The sequence below is a fragment of the Nitrincola alkalilacustris genome (genome assembly GCF_008973755.1).
GTDB lineage: Bacteria > Pseudomonadota > Gammaproteobacteria > Pseudomonadales > Balneatricaceae > Nitrincola > Nitrincola alkalilacustris.
On record NZ_WBOM01000001.1, the window covers coordinates 219,576 to 238,661 of the forward strand.

General features: G+C 54.8%; 17 protein-coding genes. 4 read left to right on the forward strand and 13 right to left on the reverse strand.

The window, feature by feature from the left end; translation table 11 throughout:
* Window positions 1-3 precede the first annotated feature (3 nt).
* From F7R27_RS01030 to F7R27_RS01040, 3 genes are read left to right on the forward strand one after another with little or no spacing between them, the layout of a single operon-like run.
* Window positions 4-1,275 (forward strand): molybdopterin molybdotransferase MoeA, encoded by a 1,272-nt coding sequence (locus F7R27_RS01030; RefSeq protein WP_151702368.1) that lies wholly within the window; start codon window positions 4-6, stop codon window positions 1,273-1,275.
* On the forward strand, window positions 1,241-2,017 hold the full coding sequence (locus F7R27_RS01035) for a Crp/Fnr family transcriptional regulator (RefSeq protein ID WP_151702369.1): 777 nt from the start codon (window positions 1,241-1,243) through the stop codon (window positions 2,015-2,017). The genes F7R27_RS01030 and F7R27_RS01035 overlap by 35 nt, the downstream gene beginning before the upstream one ends.
* A gap of 48 nt (window positions 2,018-2,065) precedes the next feature.
* Entirely contained in the window at window positions 2,066-2,434 is a 369-nt protein-coding gene (locus F7R27_RS01040) for a putative zinc-binding protein (RefSeq protein WP_151702370.1), read from the forward strand.
* A gap of 19 nt (window positions 2,435-2,453) precedes the next feature.
* Here the strand turns inward: F7R27_RS01040 and moaA are convergent, their stop codons facing one another.
* The 6 genes from moaA to F7R27_RS01070 all read right to left on the reverse strand — a co-directional run bounded on the left by moaA (window position 2,454) and on the right by F7R27_RS01070 (window position 9,623).
* A complete protein-coding gene (gene moaA, locus F7R27_RS01045; protein WP_151702371.1) occupies window positions 2,454-3,461 on the reverse strand; it encodes a GTP 3',8-cyclase MoaA in 1,008 nt (335 codons plus the stop codon).
* A 141-nt stretch (window positions 3,462-3,602) separates the two neighbouring features.
* Entirely contained in the window at window positions 3,603-5,243 is a 1,641-nt protein-coding gene (locus F7R27_RS01050) for an acetolactate synthase large subunit (protein ID WP_151702372.1), read from the reverse strand.
* A gap of 133 nt (window positions 5,244-5,376) precedes the next feature.
* Window positions 5,377-6,252, reverse strand: a complete 876-nt coding sequence (fghA, locus tag F7R27_RS01055; protein WP_168927392.1) for an S-formylglutathione hydrolase — start codon at window positions 6,250-6,252, stop codon at window positions 5,377-5,379.
* A gap of 103 nt (window positions 6,253-6,355) precedes the next feature.
* Entirely contained in the window at window positions 6,356-7,465 is a 1,110-nt protein-coding gene (locus tag F7R27_RS01060; protein WP_206060349.1) for an S-(hydroxymethyl)glutathione dehydrogenase/class III alcohol dehydrogenase, read from the reverse strand.
* A 147-nt stretch (window positions 7,466-7,612) separates the two neighbouring features.
* The gene (locus F7R27_RS01065) at window positions 7,613-8,695 is read right to left on the reverse strand and encodes a CobW family GTP-binding protein (protein ID WP_151702374.1); all 1,083 of its coding nucleotides are present in this window, start codon (window positions 8,693-8,695) and stop codon (window positions 7,613-7,615) included.
* Between the two features lie 40 nt (window positions 8,696-8,735).
* On the reverse strand, window positions 8,736-9,623 hold the full coding sequence (locus F7R27_RS01070) for a LysR family transcriptional regulator (protein WP_151702375.1): 888 nt from the start codon (window positions 9,621-9,623) through the stop codon (window positions 8,736-8,738).
* Between the two features lie 254 nt (window positions 9,624-9,877).
* Here F7R27_RS01070 and gbdR point away from each other — a divergent pair, with 254 nt between their 5' ends.
* Window positions 9,878-11,035: a choline metabolism transcriptional regulator GbdR gene (gene gbdR / locus F7R27_RS01075; protein ID WP_151702376.1), complete on the forward strand. Its 1,158-nt coding sequence runs from the start codon at window positions 9,878-9,880 to the stop codon at window positions 11,033-11,035.
* 29 nt (window positions 11,036-11,064) lie between these two features.
* Here gbdR and F7R27_RS01080 read toward each other — a convergent pair whose 3' ends face one another.
* The 7 genes from F7R27_RS01080 to F7R27_RS01110 all read right to left on the reverse strand — a co-directional run bounded on the left by F7R27_RS01080 (window position 11,065) and on the right by F7R27_RS01110 (window position 18,756).
* Entirely contained in the window at window positions 11,065-11,688 is a 624-nt protein-coding gene (locus F7R27_RS01080) for a histidine phosphatase family protein (RefSeq protein ID WP_240776155.1), read from the reverse strand.
* A gap of 10 nt (window positions 11,689-11,698) precedes the next feature.
* A complete protein-coding gene (phnE, locus tag F7R27_RS01085) occupies window positions 11,699-12,526 on the reverse strand; it encodes a phosphonate ABC transporter, permease protein PhnE (RefSeq protein WP_151702377.1) in 828 nt (275 codons plus the stop codon).
* Entirely contained in the window at window positions 12,523-13,308 is a 786-nt protein-coding gene (gene phnE, locus F7R27_RS01090) for a phosphonate ABC transporter, permease protein PhnE (RefSeq protein WP_151702378.1), read from the reverse strand. The genes phnE (F7R27_RS01085) and phnE (F7R27_RS01090) overlap by 4 nt, the downstream gene beginning before the upstream one ends.
* Window positions 13,296-14,051, reverse strand: coding sequence for a phosphonate ABC transporter ATP-binding protein (gene phnC / locus F7R27_RS01095; RefSeq protein ID WP_240776156.1), 756 nt, complete (start codon window positions 14,049-14,051; stop codon window positions 13,296-13,298). Before phnC ends, phnE (F7R27_RS01090) begins: the two co-directional genes overlap by 13 nt.
* Window positions 14,052-14,139: 88 nt before the next feature.
* Window positions 14,140-15,156 carry a phosphate/phosphite/phosphonate ABC transporter substrate-binding protein gene (gene phnD, locus F7R27_RS01100; protein ID WP_151702380.1) on the reverse strand — a complete coding sequence of 339 codons (1,017 nt, stop codon included), beginning with the start codon at window positions 15,154-15,156 and terminating at the stop codon, window positions 14,140-14,142.
* Between the two features lie 258 nt (window positions 15,157-15,414).
* Window positions 15,415-16,782, reverse strand: coding sequence for a sigma-54-dependent transcriptional regulator (locus F7R27_RS01105; RefSeq protein ID WP_151702381.1), 1,368 nt, complete (start codon window positions 16,780-16,782; stop codon window positions 15,415-15,417).
* A gap of 9 nt (window positions 16,783-16,791) precedes the next feature.
* Complete coding sequence (locus F7R27_RS01110) at window positions 16,792-18,756, reverse strand: ATP-binding protein (protein ID WP_151702382.1); 1,965 nt, start codon at window positions 18,754-18,756, stop codon at window positions 16,792-16,794.
* Window positions 18,757-19,086 lie beyond the last annotated feature (330 nt).

The following is a 19,086-nucleotide window of genomic DNA, read 5'->3' on the forward strand; positions in this document are numbered from 1 at the left end:
GATATGAAACATCAGTGTGGTTGTGATGCCGGTGGTCATAAGCCGCTATTGCCGGTGGATGATGCCAGAAAGCAATTGCTGGCCTCGGCTGAATGCCTGGTTGCGCCGGAGCCCTGCGCACTGAAATACGCGTCGGGCCGCGTGCTGGCGCAGTCACTGGTTGCCTCCGTGATGGTACCGCCGCTGGATAACAGCGCGATGGATGGTTATGCGTTATGCCATGATGAATTGCCGGATTCTCGGGTGATGAGCGTCAGCCAGCGCATCCCCGCAGGCGCACAGCCGGATCCTCTGCAGCCGGGCACCTGTTGTCGTATCTTCACCGGAGCGCCCATGCCTCGCGGTGCAGATACCGTGGTGATGCAGGAACATGTGGTTTGTCAGGAGGATGGCAGCATTCGTTTCCCGCCGATGATTCATCCTGAGTCTAATGTGCGCTATGCCGGTGAAGATCTCATGCCCGGCGATCATCTGCTGAATGCCGGAGTGCGTCTGGGGCCTGCCGAGTGTGGTGTGCTGGCCAGTCAGGGTGTCGGTGAGGTGATGGTTTATCGTCGCCTTAAAGTGGCGATCCTGTCGACCGGTGATGAACTGATTCAGCCGGGCGTACGCTGGACTCAGGGTAAACTCTACAACAGCAATCGCTATACGCTGGCCGCCGGGATAGAAAGCCTGGGCATGGAAGTCGTCGAGCTTGAAATAAATAACGGCATAGTGCCGGATACCCCCGAAGATACCCGTGCAGCCCTGCTGGATGCCAGTGAACGGGCAGACGTCATCATCAGTACCGGTGGTGTATCAGTCGGTGAGGAAGATTATGTGCGCCTCAGCGTAGAAGCGCTGGGTGAGATCAATCTCTGGGGCATCGCGATCAAACCGGGCAAGCCTTTCGCTTTCGGGCAGGTTCAGGGCACCCCTTTTCTTGGCTTGCCGGGTAATCCCGCTGCCGCCATGGTTACATTTGACCTGCTGGCCAGCGCCTATCTGAAGCGCTGCCAGGGGCGCAGCCCGCAGCCGCTCAGAAGATTCAGCGTGGCCTCAGGTTTCAGTCGCGATAAAACACTGTCTCGTCAGGAGTATATTCGAGCTTCGCTGATATCGGGCGATAAGTCGCAGCCAGGCAGTGCGCTGGTGGCGGTCTCGGCAGGTGATCAGGGGTCGGGTGTCTTGAGCACGGCCTGTCTGGCAGATGGTTATCTGGTGATCCCACCGGCAACACGTATCAACAAAGGTGAGCGGTATGATTTTTTGTCCTACGCAGATTTCCGCTGGTAAGTGTATTGAAGTAGAGCAGCCGGATCAGCATCAGCCGGGGGAGCAGACAAAATGCAGAGACAACTGCCTTATCCGCCAGCACTCACTCTTTTGCTGCCTCAATGATGACAGCTTTACCACCTTGATCAGCCAGGCCCGAAGCATCCGCTTTGCCGCTCATCAGATGATCTATCGTGAGGGCGAGGCGGCCAGTCGCTTTTACCTGCTGCTGGAGGGCTGTGTGAAGCTGTTCAGGCCCACGGCGGATGGCAGCGAACGTGTGATAGACGCAATTCAGTCCTACCATACACTGGGCGAAACCGATATTTTCTGTCAGACCCACTGTTACAGCTGCTTTGCCGAGACCCTGCAACCGAGCCATGTGATCAGTTTTCCGGCAGCGGCCTATCGCGAACTGGTGGCTGAAGACAAGCAGAGCTCCGAAAAACTGATCAACTATTTTGCCGAATCTCTGAAACGCAAGAATTTTGATCTTGAAGTGATGATCAACTGTGCCGCAAGAGAGCGTGTGATCATCTATGTCCGACAGCTGCTGTCAGATATGAATGCGACCACTCAACTGCACAACAAAGCAGTAGTGCATCTGCCGATGGCCAAGTGTCAGGTGGCGGCTCGCCTGGCGATGAAGCCCGAGACTTTTTCCAGAATTCTGGCGGATCTCAAGCTCGAAGGGCTGCTGGATGTGGTGCGCAGCAATATCCTGATCGCAGATGTGAGCCGTTTTATGCGGGAGACCGATTAGCTTCAGTCGTTAACTGAAGGGTTAACTGAAGAGTTAAATGGAGGTTATATGAGACGTAAACAGCTGCCTCTGATCTATGCCTGCTCCGGCTGCTCGGATGTGGCGCAGCTCGCGAACGAAGTTGCCGTCAGGCTGGATCATGCCGGAGAAGCCGAGATGTCATGCATATCCGGCGTGGGTGGCAAGGTGCCGGCACTGCTTCGCACCGCCAGAAGCGGGCGTCCAATTGTGGTGATTGATGGTTGCCAGCTGCACTGCGCTCAAGCCTGCCTGCAAAATGCCGACATTGAGCCGTCCATCCATGTGAAACTCTATGAGCAGGGGTTCAAAAAGCACTATGGACAACTGGTCAGTGAAGAGAATATCCAGGAAGTGGAAACTCAGGTGCTGCGAATCGTCACGCAACTGAAGGAATAATCGTCCCGCAACGCAAAGTTTAACCGCCGCTTGAATTCATGAAACGCACAATCTGAACATCCCCGTCGGTGGTGAAATGGTGCTGTTCCGGCTTAAGCTCGATGGCATTGATAATCGCTTCGCGCAGCGGTGTGTTATCCCGCGGATAGCGACGCAGAATAGTGCGCAGATCCACCGAATGCTCATTTCCCAGACACAGCAACAGACGCCCTTCGGCCGTGACTCTGACCCGATTGCATTCGCTGCAGAAGTTATGGCTGTGAGGAGAGATAAAACCGATGCGGCTGCGGCTGTCAGCCATCTTGAAGTAGCGCGAAGGGCCACCGGTTTTCATACCGGCAGGCTGCAGGGCATAGCGTTGTTCGATAATCTGCTGCACATCATCACTGGAACAGTAGGTTTCATGCCGGTTGTGCTCGGAGATCACACCCAGCGGCATCTCCTCGATAAAGCTGATATCCAGTTCCAGCCTGCGCACCAGCTCGATCAGATCCAGCACCTCATCATCATTGCGCCCACGCATGATGACAGCATTCAGCTTGATTCCCTCAAAGCCAACCGCCCGCGCGGCCTCTATGCCTTCAAGCACCTTATCCAGATCACCATTACGTGTGATACGTCGGAATTTTGCCGGATCCAGCGAGTCCAGACTGATATTCAAACGTTTCAGACCTGCCGCCTTCAAAGACCCGGCAAAATGGCTCAACTGAGTGCCATTCGTGGTCATGGCAAAGTCCTGCAGCCCCAGCTGCCCGATATGCCCTACCAGATCCAACAGATCGCGTCGCACCAGTGGCTCGCCGCCGGTAAGACGAATTTTCTCCACCCCCAGGCTGACAAACACCGACGCGATCCGCCCGATCTCCTCCAGCGACAGCACCTGCTCACGCGGCAGAAAAGTCATGTTTTCGCTCATGCAGTAAACACAACGCAGGTCACACCGGTCGGTAACTGACAAGCGGACATAATTGACCTGACGACCAAAACGATCGATCAGTGGTGAGGGTGGTGTATAAAACTTATTCATGAAGGCCTCGCGCGGTAGCTATCAGAACAGTTATACCAGCATGCGTGCTGCAGACCGATTCCCTTAAAGGGGTAGAGGGTGGGGGTAAAGGGGGTAGAGGATGCTGCTACTGTTACCGAAACAACCGCAGGGCCACTATTATCACAGTTTGCATGTTTTTTCTTTCAGTAATACGTTCAGTATTTCGTGGTTGAGTGAATAGTCTACCGGCAGTTCAATGACGTGCACCCCTGTGGCGGTCAGGCAAGTATCCAGCGTTTGCTGAAAGTGCTCATCGCTTTCGATCCGATAGCCTTTAGCACCGAAACTTTGCGCATAACCAACAAAATCAGGATTTGTATAGTCTAAACCGAAATTGGCAAAGCCCATATCTTGCTGTTTCCATTTGATCATGCCATACGCCTGATCATTCAGAATAATCACCACCAGATTTAGCCCCAGACGAACTGCAGTTTCCAGCTCCTGGGAGTTCATCATAAAGCCTCCGTCACCACACACCGCGATGACCTGAGTATCTGGATTTAGCATCTTCGCCATCATGGCGCAGGATAAGCCTGCACCCATTGACGCCAGTGCATTATCCAGCAGCAAGGTGTTGGCAGCGTAACATTTGTAGTTACGGGCAAACCATATTTTGTAGATGCCGTTGTCAAGACTGATAATGGCATCGTCCGCCAGACGTTGTCGCAGCAACTGGACCAGACGTTGCGGCAGCATTGGAAAGCGGCTATCCGCAAAGTACTTTGCCAACGTCTGCTCTAAGGTTGTTTTCAGGGCTTTGAAATAGGACAAGTCCCAATGCTGCTTATCTTTGATAAGTTTTGCCAGCTGTTCCACCGAATACGCAATATCGCCAACCACATTCAACTGGGGAAAATATACCGCATCCACAGTAGCCGGTAAAAAGTTTACATGAATGACCTGTTTACCACCGTGCTGCATAAAAAACGGCGGTTTCTCCACCACGTCGTGGCCGACATTGATAATCAGATCTGCCTTATCAATGGCGCAGTGCAAAAAATCGTGATCAGACAGGGCCGCTGTACCCAGATAAAGTGGGTGGCGCTCATCAACAACGCCTTTGCCCATCTGTGTCGCGAAAAACGGCATGCCGGTGGCCTCAACAAATGTGGTCAGCGCCTCGCAGACATTTTTTCGGTTCGCCCCGGCACCTATAAGCAGCAACGGTCTTTGCGCCGCTTCTATCATGGCGCTTGCCTGGCGTAGAACATCTGCTGCGGCATGAGGGCGCCCAGAGCCATTGGCCGGATAAACGATTTCTGCGCAGTCTTCTTGCGCGATATCTTCCGGTAACTCCAAATGAACAGCGCCCGGCCTTTCTTCTATTGCCAGACGAAATGCTTCGCGTACCAGTGAGGCGATGGTATTGCCGTTGATAATTTGTTTGCTGAACTTGGTCACCGGACGCATCAACTCCACCACATCCAGAATTTGAAACTGACCTTGCGTACTTGTTTTAATCGGTTTTTGCCCGGTTATCAGCAGCATGGGCATAGCACCTAACTGAGCAAAGGCAGCAGGCGTTACCAGGTTGGTGGCACCCGGCCCCAGGGTGGCTAAACAAACGCCTGGCTTGCCGGTTAAGCGGCCATAGGTGGCGGCCATGAAGCCAGCGCCTTGTTCGTGACGGGTGAGAATAAAGCGAATAGTTGAGTTTTTTAACGAATTGAGGAAATCGATATTTTCTTCCCCAGGCACGCCGAAAATATATTCAACACCCTCATTTTCCAGCGCTTTGATAAATAAATCAGATGCCTTCACCGTTTTCCTCCTGCTAGTCAGGCTTCCACGCCATACCACTTTTTATCGTACTGCGTATATCCATAAGCATAGCCGGTTAATGTTGGTCTGCCCCTGATATTAAGGACGACGTCCCTGTCGGCCCCCCACCGAATCAACCCTTCAGATACCGCGCATGAAAGCGCAGGTGTTCTTCAATGAAGCTGGCGATGAAGTAGTAGCTGTGATCATAGCCTTCCTGATAGCGGATCTCGGCCGGGTACTCGAAGTTGTTGCAGGCGGTTTCGAGCAGTTCGGTTTTCAGCTGCTCGGCCAGAAAACCATCGGCGCTGCCCTGGTCCACCAGCATCGGCAGGTGAGGAGCGCCGGCGCGGATCAGTTCGACGCTGTCGTACTGTTTCCATAGTGAGCGGTCTTCGCCCAGATAGTGGCTGAACGCCTTGACTCCCCAAGGGCACTCCATCGGGCTGACAATGGGTGAGAAAGCGCTGACTGAGGTGAAGTGGAAAGTGTTACGCAGTGCAATCACCAGGGCTCCGTGACCGCCCATGGAGTGGCCGCTGATAGCGCGTTTGTCTGTCAATGGCAGATGGCGCTCGACCAGTCCCGGCAGTTCGCGGGTGATGTAGTCATACATCTGATAGTGCTTTTGCCAGGGTTCCTGAGTGGAGTTGAGATAGAAGCCTGCACCGAGCCCGAAATCATAGGCGGCATCCAGATCATCCGGTACATCTTCACCACGCGGGCTGGTGTCGGGGATGATCAGCGCCAGACCCAGCTCGGCGGCAACGCGCTGTGCGCCAGCCTTGGTGCTGAAGTTCTGGTCGTTGCAGGTCAGACCAGATAGCCAGTACACAGCCGGAACGGGTTTCTCGGCACTGGCGTTGGGTGGCAGATAGACACTGAACTGCATGGTGCAGTTGAGGACTTTTGAATCGTGCTGATACTGGTTCTGCTGACCACCGAAGCAGCGGACACTGCTGAGCAGCGTCAGCTCTGTGGATAAGTCGTTTGCAGCTTGAGCGGACATAATTTCACCTGTAAGGGTTGCTGTATGAATGACGACAGGAAAGCGGCAGCGGCTGACCTGTCAATCGTCAGCCGACTGCCGTTGCAGAGAGGTATGTCTTGGATCAGTAGTGGATCACGGTGCGAATCGATTTTCCTTCATGCATCAGGTCAAAAGCTTCGTTGATCCGCTCCAGCGGCATGGTGTGGGTGATGAAGGTATCCAGCTCATACTCGCCGTTCATGAAACGATCTACATAACCGGGCAGTTCGCTGCGGCCCTTAACGCCACCAAAAGCGCTGCCGCGCCAGACGCGACCTGTCACCAGTTGGAAAGGTCGGGTGGAGATCTCCTGACCGGCACCAGCGACACCGATGATCACTGATTCACCCCAGCCTTTGTGGCAGCACTCCAGTGCCGCACGCATGACGTTGACGTTGCCGATACACTCGAAGGAGAAGTCGACACCGCCATCAGTCATCTCGACGATCACATCCTGAATCGGACGGTCATGTTTGGCTGGATTAACACAGTCAGTGGCACCCAGTTTGCGTGCGATCTCGAATTTCTCTTCGTTGAGATCGATCGCAATAATGCGGCCCGCTTTGGCTTGCACGGCACCGATCAGCACTGCCAGGCCAATGCCACCGAGACCAAATACGGCAACGGTATCGCCCTCTTTCACCTTGGCCGTGTTATGTACGGCACCCATGCCGGTGGTCACGCCACAACCGAGCAGGCAGACCTTCTCTAAAGGAGCTTCCTTGCTGATCTTGGCCAGGGAGATCTCCGGCACCACGGTGTGCTCAGCAAACGTTGAGGTGCCCATGTAATGGAAGATCGGCGTGCCATCTTTGGAGAAGCGTGTGGTGCCATCCGGCATCAGCCCCTTGCCCTGTGTGGCACGTACTGCCTGACACAGGTTGGTCTTGCCGGAGGTGCAGAATTTGCACACGCCGCACTCAGCGGTATAGAGCGGGATCACATGGTCGCCGACCTGCAGGCTGGTGACGCCTTCGCCGACCGCTTCCACGATACCGGCCCCTTCATGGCCCAGAATTGCCGGGAAGATCCCTTCAGGATCATCGCCAGACAGCGTGAAGGCATCGGTATGACACACACCAGTGGCAACGATACGAACCAGTACCTCGCCCTTCTGCGGCGGCATCAGATCCACTTCTTCAATACTCAGTGGCTGGCCCGGCCCCCAGGCCACGGCCGCACGGGTTTTGATCATATCCATCTTCTCTCCAATGTGTTGTCAGCTGTTCTAATCAATTGCGCCCCAAGGGGGTGAGAGGTCCATTATAGAATTTTCCGGACACGCTGATTGCAGGTTATGCTGAAATACACTCTTGCTGAACAGAAATAATCCTGTATCTCAGATATTCCGATAGGGCGAGTTCACCCCCAGGGTGGCTATCTCTATCAGTCTAGTCTCGATTGCGTCCCAGTCCAGTGGCGCTCTGGCGATGATCTCCACGCGGGAGTCGCGTCGATAGCTGATGGCATCAAAGCTGATCTCGTCACCCACCCGATTGAAGAACACCCAGGGATAGCCCAGGCGAAAGGCACCTTTAAGGCGCTCGATACCCTGTAGTGAGCTGATAAAGGCCTCCAGCTCATCAAAGGGAAAGATATCGTCGGGGTGGAACACCCAGCCACAACTGTAACGTTCCAGTCCTGAATTGATCTGGCGTACCGGTTTGCAGGGCAGGGGAGCATTCTCGTGGGCGTGGGCGTGGGCGTGGGCGTGGGCGTGGTCATGGTCATGGTCATGAACGTGACCCGCATCAGCAGTATGATGTGTGGTTTCATCGGCATGCTGGTGAGCATCAGGAAACTGAGCCCTGAGCTGCCCGGCGCTGACATAGTCCAGCAATGCGGGATCGATCCGGCCCTGCTCTGTTGTCAATATCGCCTGTTTGGGTGGAAAGAGATCGGAACACAGGTCTGCAAAGGCTGCTTCAGCAGCCGCATCCGCTTTGTCCATTTTGTTGGCGACCAGCACATCAGCGAGATTGATCTGATCACGAAAGGTTTCACTCTGAGTCACTTGAGGATCCAGCAACTGGCGAGGGTCAATCAGGCAGATTGTGGCACGCAGATCCAGGCGATCACTGAAGAAGGGCTTGCGCAGTGTATCCAGAATGCCCGCCGGATGGCCCATGCCGGTGGGTTCTATTATCAGACGATCAAATGCCTGCTGCTCCAGAAGTTGGTTCAGGCTGCGTGTCAGCTCACCACCGAGCTGGCAACAAACGCAGCCACCGGACAGTGGCGTGATGTTGATATCGCCCTGAGTGTCGAACGCCATCTCATCCACACCGACCTGCCCGAACTCATTGACGATGATCGCCCAGGTTTCATCAGCAGGTTTGAGTGACATCAGGTGGCGTATGGCTGTGGTTTTGCCGGCACCAAGAAAGCCGGTGATCAGATTGGTGGGGAGACGTTGCGACATTCGTGATCCTGTAGGGTTGGGTAACATCGGCAGGTGGGTGTTATCCCTGGTGTTTAGTTTTCTCTATCTCTGCGACCAGAAAGTCGATGAACATGCGAACCTTGGGGGACAGATGGCGGTGGCGAGGGTACACGATCCAGACGGCTGAGTCCTTGAACTGAAAATCACCCAGCACCGGAATCAGCTCACCTTGCTTGATATGTTCTTCGACATAATAGTCGGGGAGTTGTGTCAGTCCCAGCCCCTTCAATGATGCATCCAGCAGTGCCAGCCCCGAGTTGCCGTGCCAGCGGCCACTGACGCGCACCTCCCTGCGTACCCCCTTGTCGGAAAAGATCCAGCGGTCGCGAGAGCCGACCAGGCACTGATGTTTATTCAGATCCTGCAGGGTGCCCGGTGGCGGAAAGCGCGTGAAATATTCGGGTGATCCGACCACGCGCTCGTTTCTGTCCCACAGTCGGCGAGCGATCAGAGATGAATCTTCCAGTACGCCCATGCGGACAGCAAGATCATAACCCTCCTCAATCAGCTCCACCCGGCGGTTGGTGAAGTGTATGCGCACCTCCAGCTGAGGGTGCAGCAGCATGAAATCGTTCACCAGCGGTGCAATGTAGCGCTCACCAAAAGTGGTACCTACAGTGAGCTTGAGCACCCCCTTGGGGCTGGATTGCATATCGCTGATGGCAGCTTCTGCTTCACGAAAACCATCGAACATATGTCGGCAGTGCTCGTAGTAGATCTGCCCGGTTTCGGTCAGCTTGATCTGTCGGGTGGTGCGGTAGAGCAGTTGCGTGCCCAACTGTTGCTCAAGCTTCACGATCAGGCGGCTGATATGTGAGCTGGATACGTTGAGATGGCGTGCCGCAGCGGAAAAGGTGCCGAGTCTCACGACTTCTATAAAGGCTTCGATACGATCCCAACGGTTCATCTGCTGTCTCGCTAGATTGACTCAGCAATGATTATTGCTGTGTGACAATAGTGATTTTATGTGTGGCTTCGAAATAAGACATGCCTGAGAGCGACATTTGTTCTATATTATCGACTGGACGTGCCCAAAAGCGACATCGAGGTCGGGAGAATCTTTAGCCATTCTCATCAGACACAACAACAATAAAAAAGTCTCTCATCAGAGCCATGATGCTCTGAAAGATAAGATTGATATCAAAACCCGGAGTCCAGCCCATGTCATCAGCATACCACGGCGCAAACGAGAGACGTGAAGCGCCACCCGCTGTCGTAAAACCCAAAAATGTCGGCTTTCTGCTGCTCGAAAACTTTACACTGATCTCCCTTGCTTCGGCAATCGAACCCTTGCGCATGGCCAATCAACTGGCTGGCAAAGAGCTGTATCAGTGGTTCACGCTGACACCGGGTGGCGTTCAGGTTCAGGCCAGTGATGGCTTGAGTGTCACGCCCGATGCCGCCATGGAAGAACCTCTGGGGCTGGATATGGTGATCGTCTGTGGTGGTGTGGCACCGCACCGCAGTGCCCGCAAGGAGCATCTGGTCTGGTTGCAGCAGCAGGGCAAACAACATCGTCAGCTCGGCGCGATCTGTACCGGTAGCTGGGTGTTGGCCAAGGCTGGGCTTCTGGATAACTTCGAAGCCAGTGTTCACTGGGAGTGTCTGGCGGCATTGCATGAGGCCTTTCCCCGTGTCGAGCTGTCATCCCGCCTGTTCAGTATCGACAGGGATCGCTTTACCTCATCCGGCGGCACTGCACCGTTGGATATGATGCTCAATATCATCGCGAAGGATCATGGCAAGGAACTGTCTGCCGGTATCTCCGATATGTTCATCTATGATCGGGTGCGTGGTGAGCAGGATCAGCAGCGCGTGCCACTGAAACATGTGCTGGGCACCACGCAGCCGAAACTGCTGGAGATAGTCGCGCTGATGGAAGCCAATCTGGAAGAGTTGCTGACACTGGACGAACTGGCCAGCTATGCGGATGTATCGCGGCGTCAACTGGAGCGTCTGTTTCAGAAGTATCTCGACTGTTCGCCATCTCGCTATTATCTGAAGCTGCGCCTGACTCGTGCGCGTCAGCTATTGAAGCAGAGCTCTTTGTCGATCATTGAGGTAGCCTCGGCCTGCGGCTTTGTATCAACACCTCATTTCTCAAAATGCTACCGGGAATACTTCGGGATTCCACCGCGTGATGAGCGCATGGGCATCCATCAGGCCTCGGCTCGTGCTGTTCCCGATCCCGCTCAGATCCTCGAGCAAACACAGTTGCCATTGATGCAGGGTGCCATCAGTGATCGTGTATCGACGGCCATAGCTGCACTGGCGCAGGCCAAGGATGAGCCGACGTTTGCGAGTGTGGTCTTGCGTTAAAGCGCGCTAAAGTGGCAGAGCAGGGCGTATCAATTACGCCCTTGGCTTCCCAGATTTCCCAGATCGATGATACCAGCCGGTAACAACGGTTCACGCTGACGATGCTGACCCAGAGGCTGCTGTTCCAGTGAGGTCAGCAGAATCTGCAGTGGGTCGCCGTGGCTGACCAGCAGCAGGGTTAAGCCTTCATGCTGAGTTTCGAGTCGTTCGATAACAGATTGCATGCGTAGTGCCACGCTGTCGAGTGTTTCCACCAGATTGATCTGCAATAACTCACGCTGTGTCTGTGCCTGCCTGCTGGAATCGCTTTCGGCCTTATCCAATGCCCAGACCTCGTGATAGTGCAGATCAGCCTTGCCCTCATACACACCGAAGTAGCGTTCACGCAGCCCCTTTTCAGGCGTCATGACAAGACCGAACTGCTCTGCCACATATCGGGCTGTTTCGGTGGTACGCAGGAAGTCCGAGTGCACGATGGCATCTGGCTCTGGCCACTGCCATTCAGCTGTCAGTTGTTTGAGTTGCGTATGCCCCCCCTCCGACAGACCATATCCGCCAACACCCTGCTCAGGGTCACTGATGATCAACCCGGCTTCATTGGCCAGGCTGTGTCCATGACGCATCAGCAGGTATCGGTTGCGAAAGGGGGGCATGCTCTTCTCCTCAGATCAGACGTTTGCGAACATTAACAACCAGCAGTTCGATCAGCAGCACCACGACAAAAATCGCGGTCAGTGCCATGGCAACCTTGGGCCATTGGAACAGGTTCATGGCGTCATTCAGTACCACTCCGATGCCTCCAGCCCCAACCAGTCCAAGGACTGCCGACTCACGGACATTAATGTCCCAGCGAAATAATACCACGCTGTAGAAGGCCGGTTTTGCCTGGGGCCAGTAAGCCTTGAGCAGCACTGATGCTGGTGATGCGCCCGTTGCCTTGAGTGCTTCCACCGTACCCATGTTGACCTCTTCCAGCGCCTCGGAGAAGAGTTTGCCGACAAACCCCACCGAGCGCAGCGCCACTGCCAGCACACCAGCCAATACACCCGGGCCGAATATAGCGACGAATAGCAGCGCCCAGATCAATGAGTTGACCGAGCGTGAAGACACCAGGAAAAACTTGGCGATCCAGTTCAGCCATAATGACTGAACAATGTTACGAGCATTTAACAGCGCCAGAGGAATCGCCAGCAGCAGGCTCAACAATGTGCCAAGGGTAGCGATGTGCAGCGTGTCCAGCATGGCACCATGAATCGTGGTGGGGTAAGACGCGAAGTCCATCGGCCACATGCGAGTGAACATGTCGGCCAACTGCTCCGGCGCATCATACAGAAACTCAGGGATGATCTCGACGGTGCGCAGCGACGCAAAAAAAGCCGCCAGCACCACCAGATACACCATATAGCGAGCAGTGCGTTCGGCCGCGGTAAAGCGTTGCCATTTCGGGTTTCCACCTGTCTTTGTGCTGATAGACGCAGATGAACTGTTCATTGGAAGATCCTCCGCACCAGATTGGACAGGGCTTCACCGACCAGAATCAGTGCAATGATGGTCAGCAGAATGGCGGTGACAAAGTCGTAGTCGAAGCGTTGGAAGGCTGCGAACAGAGTGCCACCGAGGCCACCGGCGCCGACGATCCCGACCATGGTTGAGTTACGCAGGTTGGAGTCAAGCTGATAGATCGAAAAACCGATAAAACGAGAGAACACCTGCGGCAGAACGCCGAACAGAATGGTGCTGGCAAAGCTGGCACCAGTGGCTCGGATCGCTTCAACCTGCTTGAAGGAGATCTCCTCGATCGCCTCGGCAAACAGCTTGGCGATAAAGCCCACTGAGGCGACTATCAGGGTCAGAATACCTGCGAGCGCGCCGAAACCGACCGCCTTGACGAACAGGATGGCGATGATCACTGGATGAAAAGTACGGCACAGAGCGATAAAAACACGCACGGGGATGCTGATGATGTTCGGCATCAGATTGCGTGCAGCCATCAAGCCGACAAAAAGCGAAATAACGATACCGAACACGCTGGCGATGATGGCAATCTGAAGACTTTCGATCAGATCGCTGAGCAGAATCTCCCAGCGGTTGAAGTTAGGTGGAAAGAGGCGATCCACCAGTCGGCCACCCTGTTCCAGACCCAGAATGAAACGATCCCAGCCGATATCCAGTGTCACAACGGCATAAATCAGATAAACCAGAACACCCAGCCACAACAGACGTGAGCCAAGGCTTGGCTTGAAGGGGTTGGCATGAGTTTTTATTGCAGCCATGACTCACCTCCATAGATGGTTTTAAGGTGGTCATCAGTGATGCCGGAGGGTGCGCCATCATAAACCACCTTGCCACCACTCATGCCGATCATGCGCTGCGCATAGCGTCGTGCCAGGTTGACGTCATGAATATTAACCAGTGTCGGAATGCCGCGATCAGTCGCCAGCGTTTTCAACAGCTCCATGATCTCGACTGATGTCTTGGGGTCCAGAGATGAAGTTGGCTCGTCTGCCAGCAGGATGCGTGGTGCCTGCATCAGTGCACGTGCGATCCCGACCCGCTGCCGTTGCCCGCCTGAAAGACTATCGGCACGTTGCATGGCGAAATCACTCAAACCCACAAAGTCCAGCAACTCGAAGGCGCGATCGATATCTTCCGGTTTGAACTTGCGTCGCCAGGCGTTCCAGGCAGACATGTACCCGAGCCGCCCGGTCAGTACGTTTTCCAGAACGCTCAGACGTTCAACCAGATTGTATTCCTGAAACACCATGCCAATCTGTCGACGCAGCTCGCGCAGCGAACGCCCCTGAACGCGGGCGATATCCGCTTCCTGAAAGATGATGCTGCCGCTGCTGGGCTGAATCAGGCGGTTGATACAGCGCAGCAGGGTGCTTTTACCGGTTCCGGATGGCCCGATGATGGCAATGATGCCGGGCTCGTTAATGGCTATATTGATGTCATGCAGAATGGGTTTGCTGGCGACATAGGCATGGTTGAGACCACGAATTTCTAGAGCGCTCATGAAGTGTTCCTTCATTTTATAGGCGTGACGAACCCTGAGGCACCCGCAATGGGGCCTCAAGGCAGTAGCGTTGAACAAGTGGGTTGTGTTACTTCTTGGCGGCAGCCGCTTCGCGCTCAGCCAGTTGCTGCAGGCCGCGTTCGGTGTAGGCTGTGCCAGTAGCGTGTGCGATATCGCGGATCACCTTCCAGTCTTCCTGATAGGTGATTGGATAGAAGCGATCAGCGCCATCGAAGGTTTCCTGCATCTCAACCGGGAAGCGATAGCTGAGGAAGGCTTCACGTACCTTTTCAGCCAGCTCCGGGTGGAGATCATGTGCATAACCGAAAGCTGAGGTCGGGAAACGCGCACTGCGGTAGATGATGCGGAAATCATCAGCGCTGACACGACCGGCATCGACCATGCGGTCATACACATCGGATGCCACAGGCGCTGCGTCATAGTCACCGGTCAGGACACCCATGACCGACTGGTCATGCTTGCCGGAGTAGGCCACTTTGTAATCTTCATCCGGTACCAGTCCCAGATCCGGGAAAAGTGCACGTGGTGCAAGGTTACCTGAATTGGACGAAACAGACGTATGAGCCACGGTTTTACCTTTCAGATCCTCCATTGTCATGATGTCGCTGTCGGCGCGCACCAGTGTGATCAGGTTGTAGCCCTGGAACTCGGTTTCATAACCCTTGACCGCGATCGGTACATAACCGGCCAGGTTTACGGCATAGCCAGTTGGGCCAGTTGAGAAGCCCGCGATATGCAGACGGCCAGAGCGCATCGCTTCAACCTGAGCAGAGTTGGAATGAACACTGTAGTAAACCACACGTTTGCCGGTGGCTTCAGACAGATGCTTCTGGAAATCAGCAAAGGCATCCTGATAAACCGCAGGATCTTCTACCGGGGTATAGGTGAATACCAGTGTGCTGGGGTCGCGCCACTGCTTGGGGTCTTTGGGTGTGTCTGCGACCATATCCTGGTTTTCGTCGCAGTAGCGGTCGTCCAGCGCGCCATGATGGGCGCAATCACTGGCCAGCGTGGTGCCAGACATTGCCAGCATCAAGGCACCGGCTGCGAAAACAGGATTGAGCGTGAACTTGAATGCTCTCATTCAGTGTTTCTCCATATTCTTATTTTAATGATCACCACCCCGGAGGAATGGCTGACACCATCGTGCGTCCTGTACAACATAGCAAGAGCGATGCCAGATCACTTGAAAGGTCGCCAGATACAGATATGGTGCAGGATGTCGGGCTTGTCTGCCTCTGGATAGACACGCGGTGGTGCTGGATGGCATCAAAGATGGGACATCGATGCCCCGTCTCTGAAGGCTATTTTGATAGTGATGGGACATAATTGACCCATCAGCTCAGTCCCGGAACTCACCCTTATCCAGTTGATACTTCTTCATCTTCCGATACAGGGTTTTACGCGACATCTTTAGTGTTTCGGCCGCCTTGCCTATCTGGCCGCCGGAATCCTCCAGGCATTCACGGATCAACTGGCGCTCATACTCCTCAAGACGCTGATCGAAGGGATCGTGCGATGTTGATTCCTCCTCATCTGTGGTAAGGCCTTCCTGCCAGAACAGCGGGCCGTCATTGGAAAGGCCCAGCACGAAGCGATCAGCAATATTGCGCAGTTCCCGGACGTTGCCCGGCCAGTCATATTTGAGCAGCTTATCGCGCTGGCTGGGGCGAAGAGTCGGTATCGGACGATCGAAGCGGATGGAGGCCTGATGGCAGTAGTGATGGAACAGCAGCAGAATATCATCTCCACGCGCTTTCAGTGGCGGCACCTGCAGGCTGGCGACATTGAGGCGATAGTAAAGATCCTGACGGAAATGGCCCTGTTCACTGAGCTGTTGCAGCTCTGATTTGCTGGCCGCAATCACGCGGATATCCACCTTGATCGAGCGTGTGCTGCCAAGGCGTTCGAGGCTGCGTTCCTGCAGGACACGTAACAGACGAATCTGCGCCGTCAGTGGCATGGTCTCTATCTCATCCAGAAACAGTGTGCCGCCATCCGCCGCCTCTATCTTGCCGATCTGTCGGTGCGTGGCGCCAGTGAAGGCTCCTGGCTCATGTCCGAACAGTTCGCTCTCAATCAGATTCTCCGGCATGGCACCGCAGTTGATCGCCATGAAACGCTTATGACGGCGTGGGCTGACATCATGCAGGGCGCGTGCCACGACATCCTTGCCACTGCCGGTTTCGCCGTAAATCAAGGTATCGACGCCCGCATTGGCCAGTACTATGATCTGATCATGCAGTTGTCGTATCTGTGCCGACTGTCCGATCAGTTGCTGTTCCAGAATCGCCCGATCATCGCCGTCCAGCCGTTGCTCACGGCGGGCAAGTGCCCATTGGCGGTGGCGCTGAGCCTGACGTAACCGCTCGATCAGCAGTTTGGGTGGTACGGGCTTTTCCAGAAAATCCACGGCCCCTTCACGCATCGCCTGTGTAGCCATCGGGATATCACCATGGCCACTCATCAGAATAACCGGCAGCTCGGCGTCAAAGTCCTGTAGATTACTCAGTAGTTGCAATCCATCCTGTCCCGGCATGCAGACATCTGTCAGCACTATCGCATTCGGGTCCTGTTGCAGGTGCGCCAGCACGCCAGCGGCGCTGCTGAAACACTGAGTGCTGAAATCCTCCAACTCAAGCATCTCGACAAAGGTTTCGAGTACACAGGCGTCGTCATCAACAAGTAGGATCTTGGGTAGTGAAGTCATGGTATTGTCTTATTCATGGATGTTAACCCGCAGACTGGATGCTGAGGCTTGGCTGGCGGGTGTGATGGGAAGCAGCAACTGAAAACGAGTACCTCCGGGAGATGATTCGAGCAAACGGATACTGCCACCGAAATCCTGCATGATATTGTAGCTGATGGACAGACCCAGCCCCAGGCCGCTGCCCTGTGACTTGGTGGTGAAGTAGGGATCGAATATATGCTCCTGCAGAGTGCTGTCTATTCCTGTGCCATTATCACTGATGATCACTTCAACCTGTTCTGACTCTTCAAGCGCCTGCCAACTGATCTCGATTCGAGGTTGTGGCACCGATTGTACGGCATCCAGAGCGTTGATCAGCAGGTTGACCAGCACCTGCTCCAGTCGGATAGGCTCAGCCAGTGCGCTCAGGTGGTCAGGGCCAATCAACGCAGGTCGGCAATGGGTTGAGCGTGTCTGGCACAGCTCCACCGAGGCCTGGATGATTGGCTTGAGCACGACAGGTGCTCGCCTGTGATCAGCCTTACGGGCAAAACTGCGCAGATGATGGGTGATGCCAGCGGTTTTTTCCAACAGTCTGGCCAGCCTTTCCAGCCCCGGCTCGGCACGCTCCGGTTCACCCTTTTCCAGCCAGCGGCTGACGCTGTGTACCTGATTGCGCATGGCAGCCAGCGGTTGATTGATCTCATGTGTAATCGCCACACTGAGCTGGCCCAGTGCTGCAAGCTTGCCTGCCTGAATCAGTTCCTGCTGGGTCAGGCGCAGGCGCTTCTCGGTGGCCAGGCGCTCCTCGGTTTCGCGTGCCAGGCTGCGATGTGCCTCAGCGGAGGCCTTTGCGGTGAGCTGAAAGTGCCTCAGATCACGCGCCATCGAAGTGATCTCATCACGGCCTTCCAGAACGACATCGATATCCAGATGTCCGCTGGCAATCGCCCGCATATTGGACTGTAATCGGGACAGGCGACCCAGAATATTTCGGCGCACATAGAACCAGGAGATACTGCCCGCCAGCAGCAGACTGATCAGCGACAGCATGAAGGTGGCATCACTGGCCTTGGAGACAGACTGCACTGCCTGCTCAATATCACGATCCAGATGCTGATTCACCCGCTCGGTATAGTGCGAAATCTGCGCCGCCAACTGCTGGATATGGCGCTGGCTGTTGGTCACCAGAAACTCCTCCTGATAACGCAGATCCAGTTCGCGGTTCTTGGCATCAAACAGCTCACCCTCGCGTGATGTCAGCAGCAGAGTGCGCTCCAGGGTTTCACGTGAATCGCCTGACTGTACCATCGCCGGGTAGAGATTGAGCTGATCGTGAATGCCTGATGCCAAGGCTTCAAGGCGCAGAAAAGTGTAATCCAGCTCGGCAAAACTGCTGTCGGTATGCAGCTTTTCCGCCAGTGCCGACAGGTAATTCAGACGCAGGCGCAGTGGCATCAACATATTGGCCTCTGCCAGAGACAGACTGGCCTGTTTATCCAGGTCCTCATTCAGTTGGAGATAAAGCGGATAGAGCTCCAGACGGTGTTGATGTGAACGCCAGACCTGACGCTCGCGCTCCTCAACAGTCTGTTGAATCAACCCTATGCTGTAACGGATCTGATCGCTGATCTCGATAAAGTAGCGGTTGTAATCCGGTAGATGAATCACCCACTGCTGCATCTCGGCAAGCTGCTGATCCAGTTGTTCGCGGGTCCGCTGGCGCAGGTAGTTGGAGTCGGCACTGATCAGGCGTGGTACATAAGCGGTCAGTTGTTGGCTCAGCTCATTCAGGCGGGCCGAGGCATAGAGCACCTCGATGCTCTCTTCACGTATCTGCTCCAGCCGCACCTCCAACTGCAGACTACTGCGAAACGCCAGGCCTGCCGCCAGCAACGTCATCACCGCCACCAGCGCAAACGCCAGCATCAGACGCGTGCTGACGCTGCGCGGCCACAGAGCGGTCAGATACTGTGAGAGAGAGGGTTGGGGCATGAACGGGCCACTCGGTTTGAGTCAGTCTTATTTTTGCAATATACGTTATCCTGTCTGCACAGCGCATACCACCGTTTTGTGGTGAGGTGTTGGTGCACTGACAAGAACTCAAGGTAGATGATTCAGGCATGACTTGAACATGCAGGGATGGATTAGTGCGTGATAATATCGCACCTGCACAAGGGCAGATGAAGTCAGTCCTTGGGATATTTTAAAGACCTACGTGGCATCAAAAAACATGCCCACCCTTGCTATCTACAATGGCTCAGTGCTAAGAGGCATGAGGGTAAGTGAATGCGACGCAGCAGGATGCTGTGATTGAAGTTAATC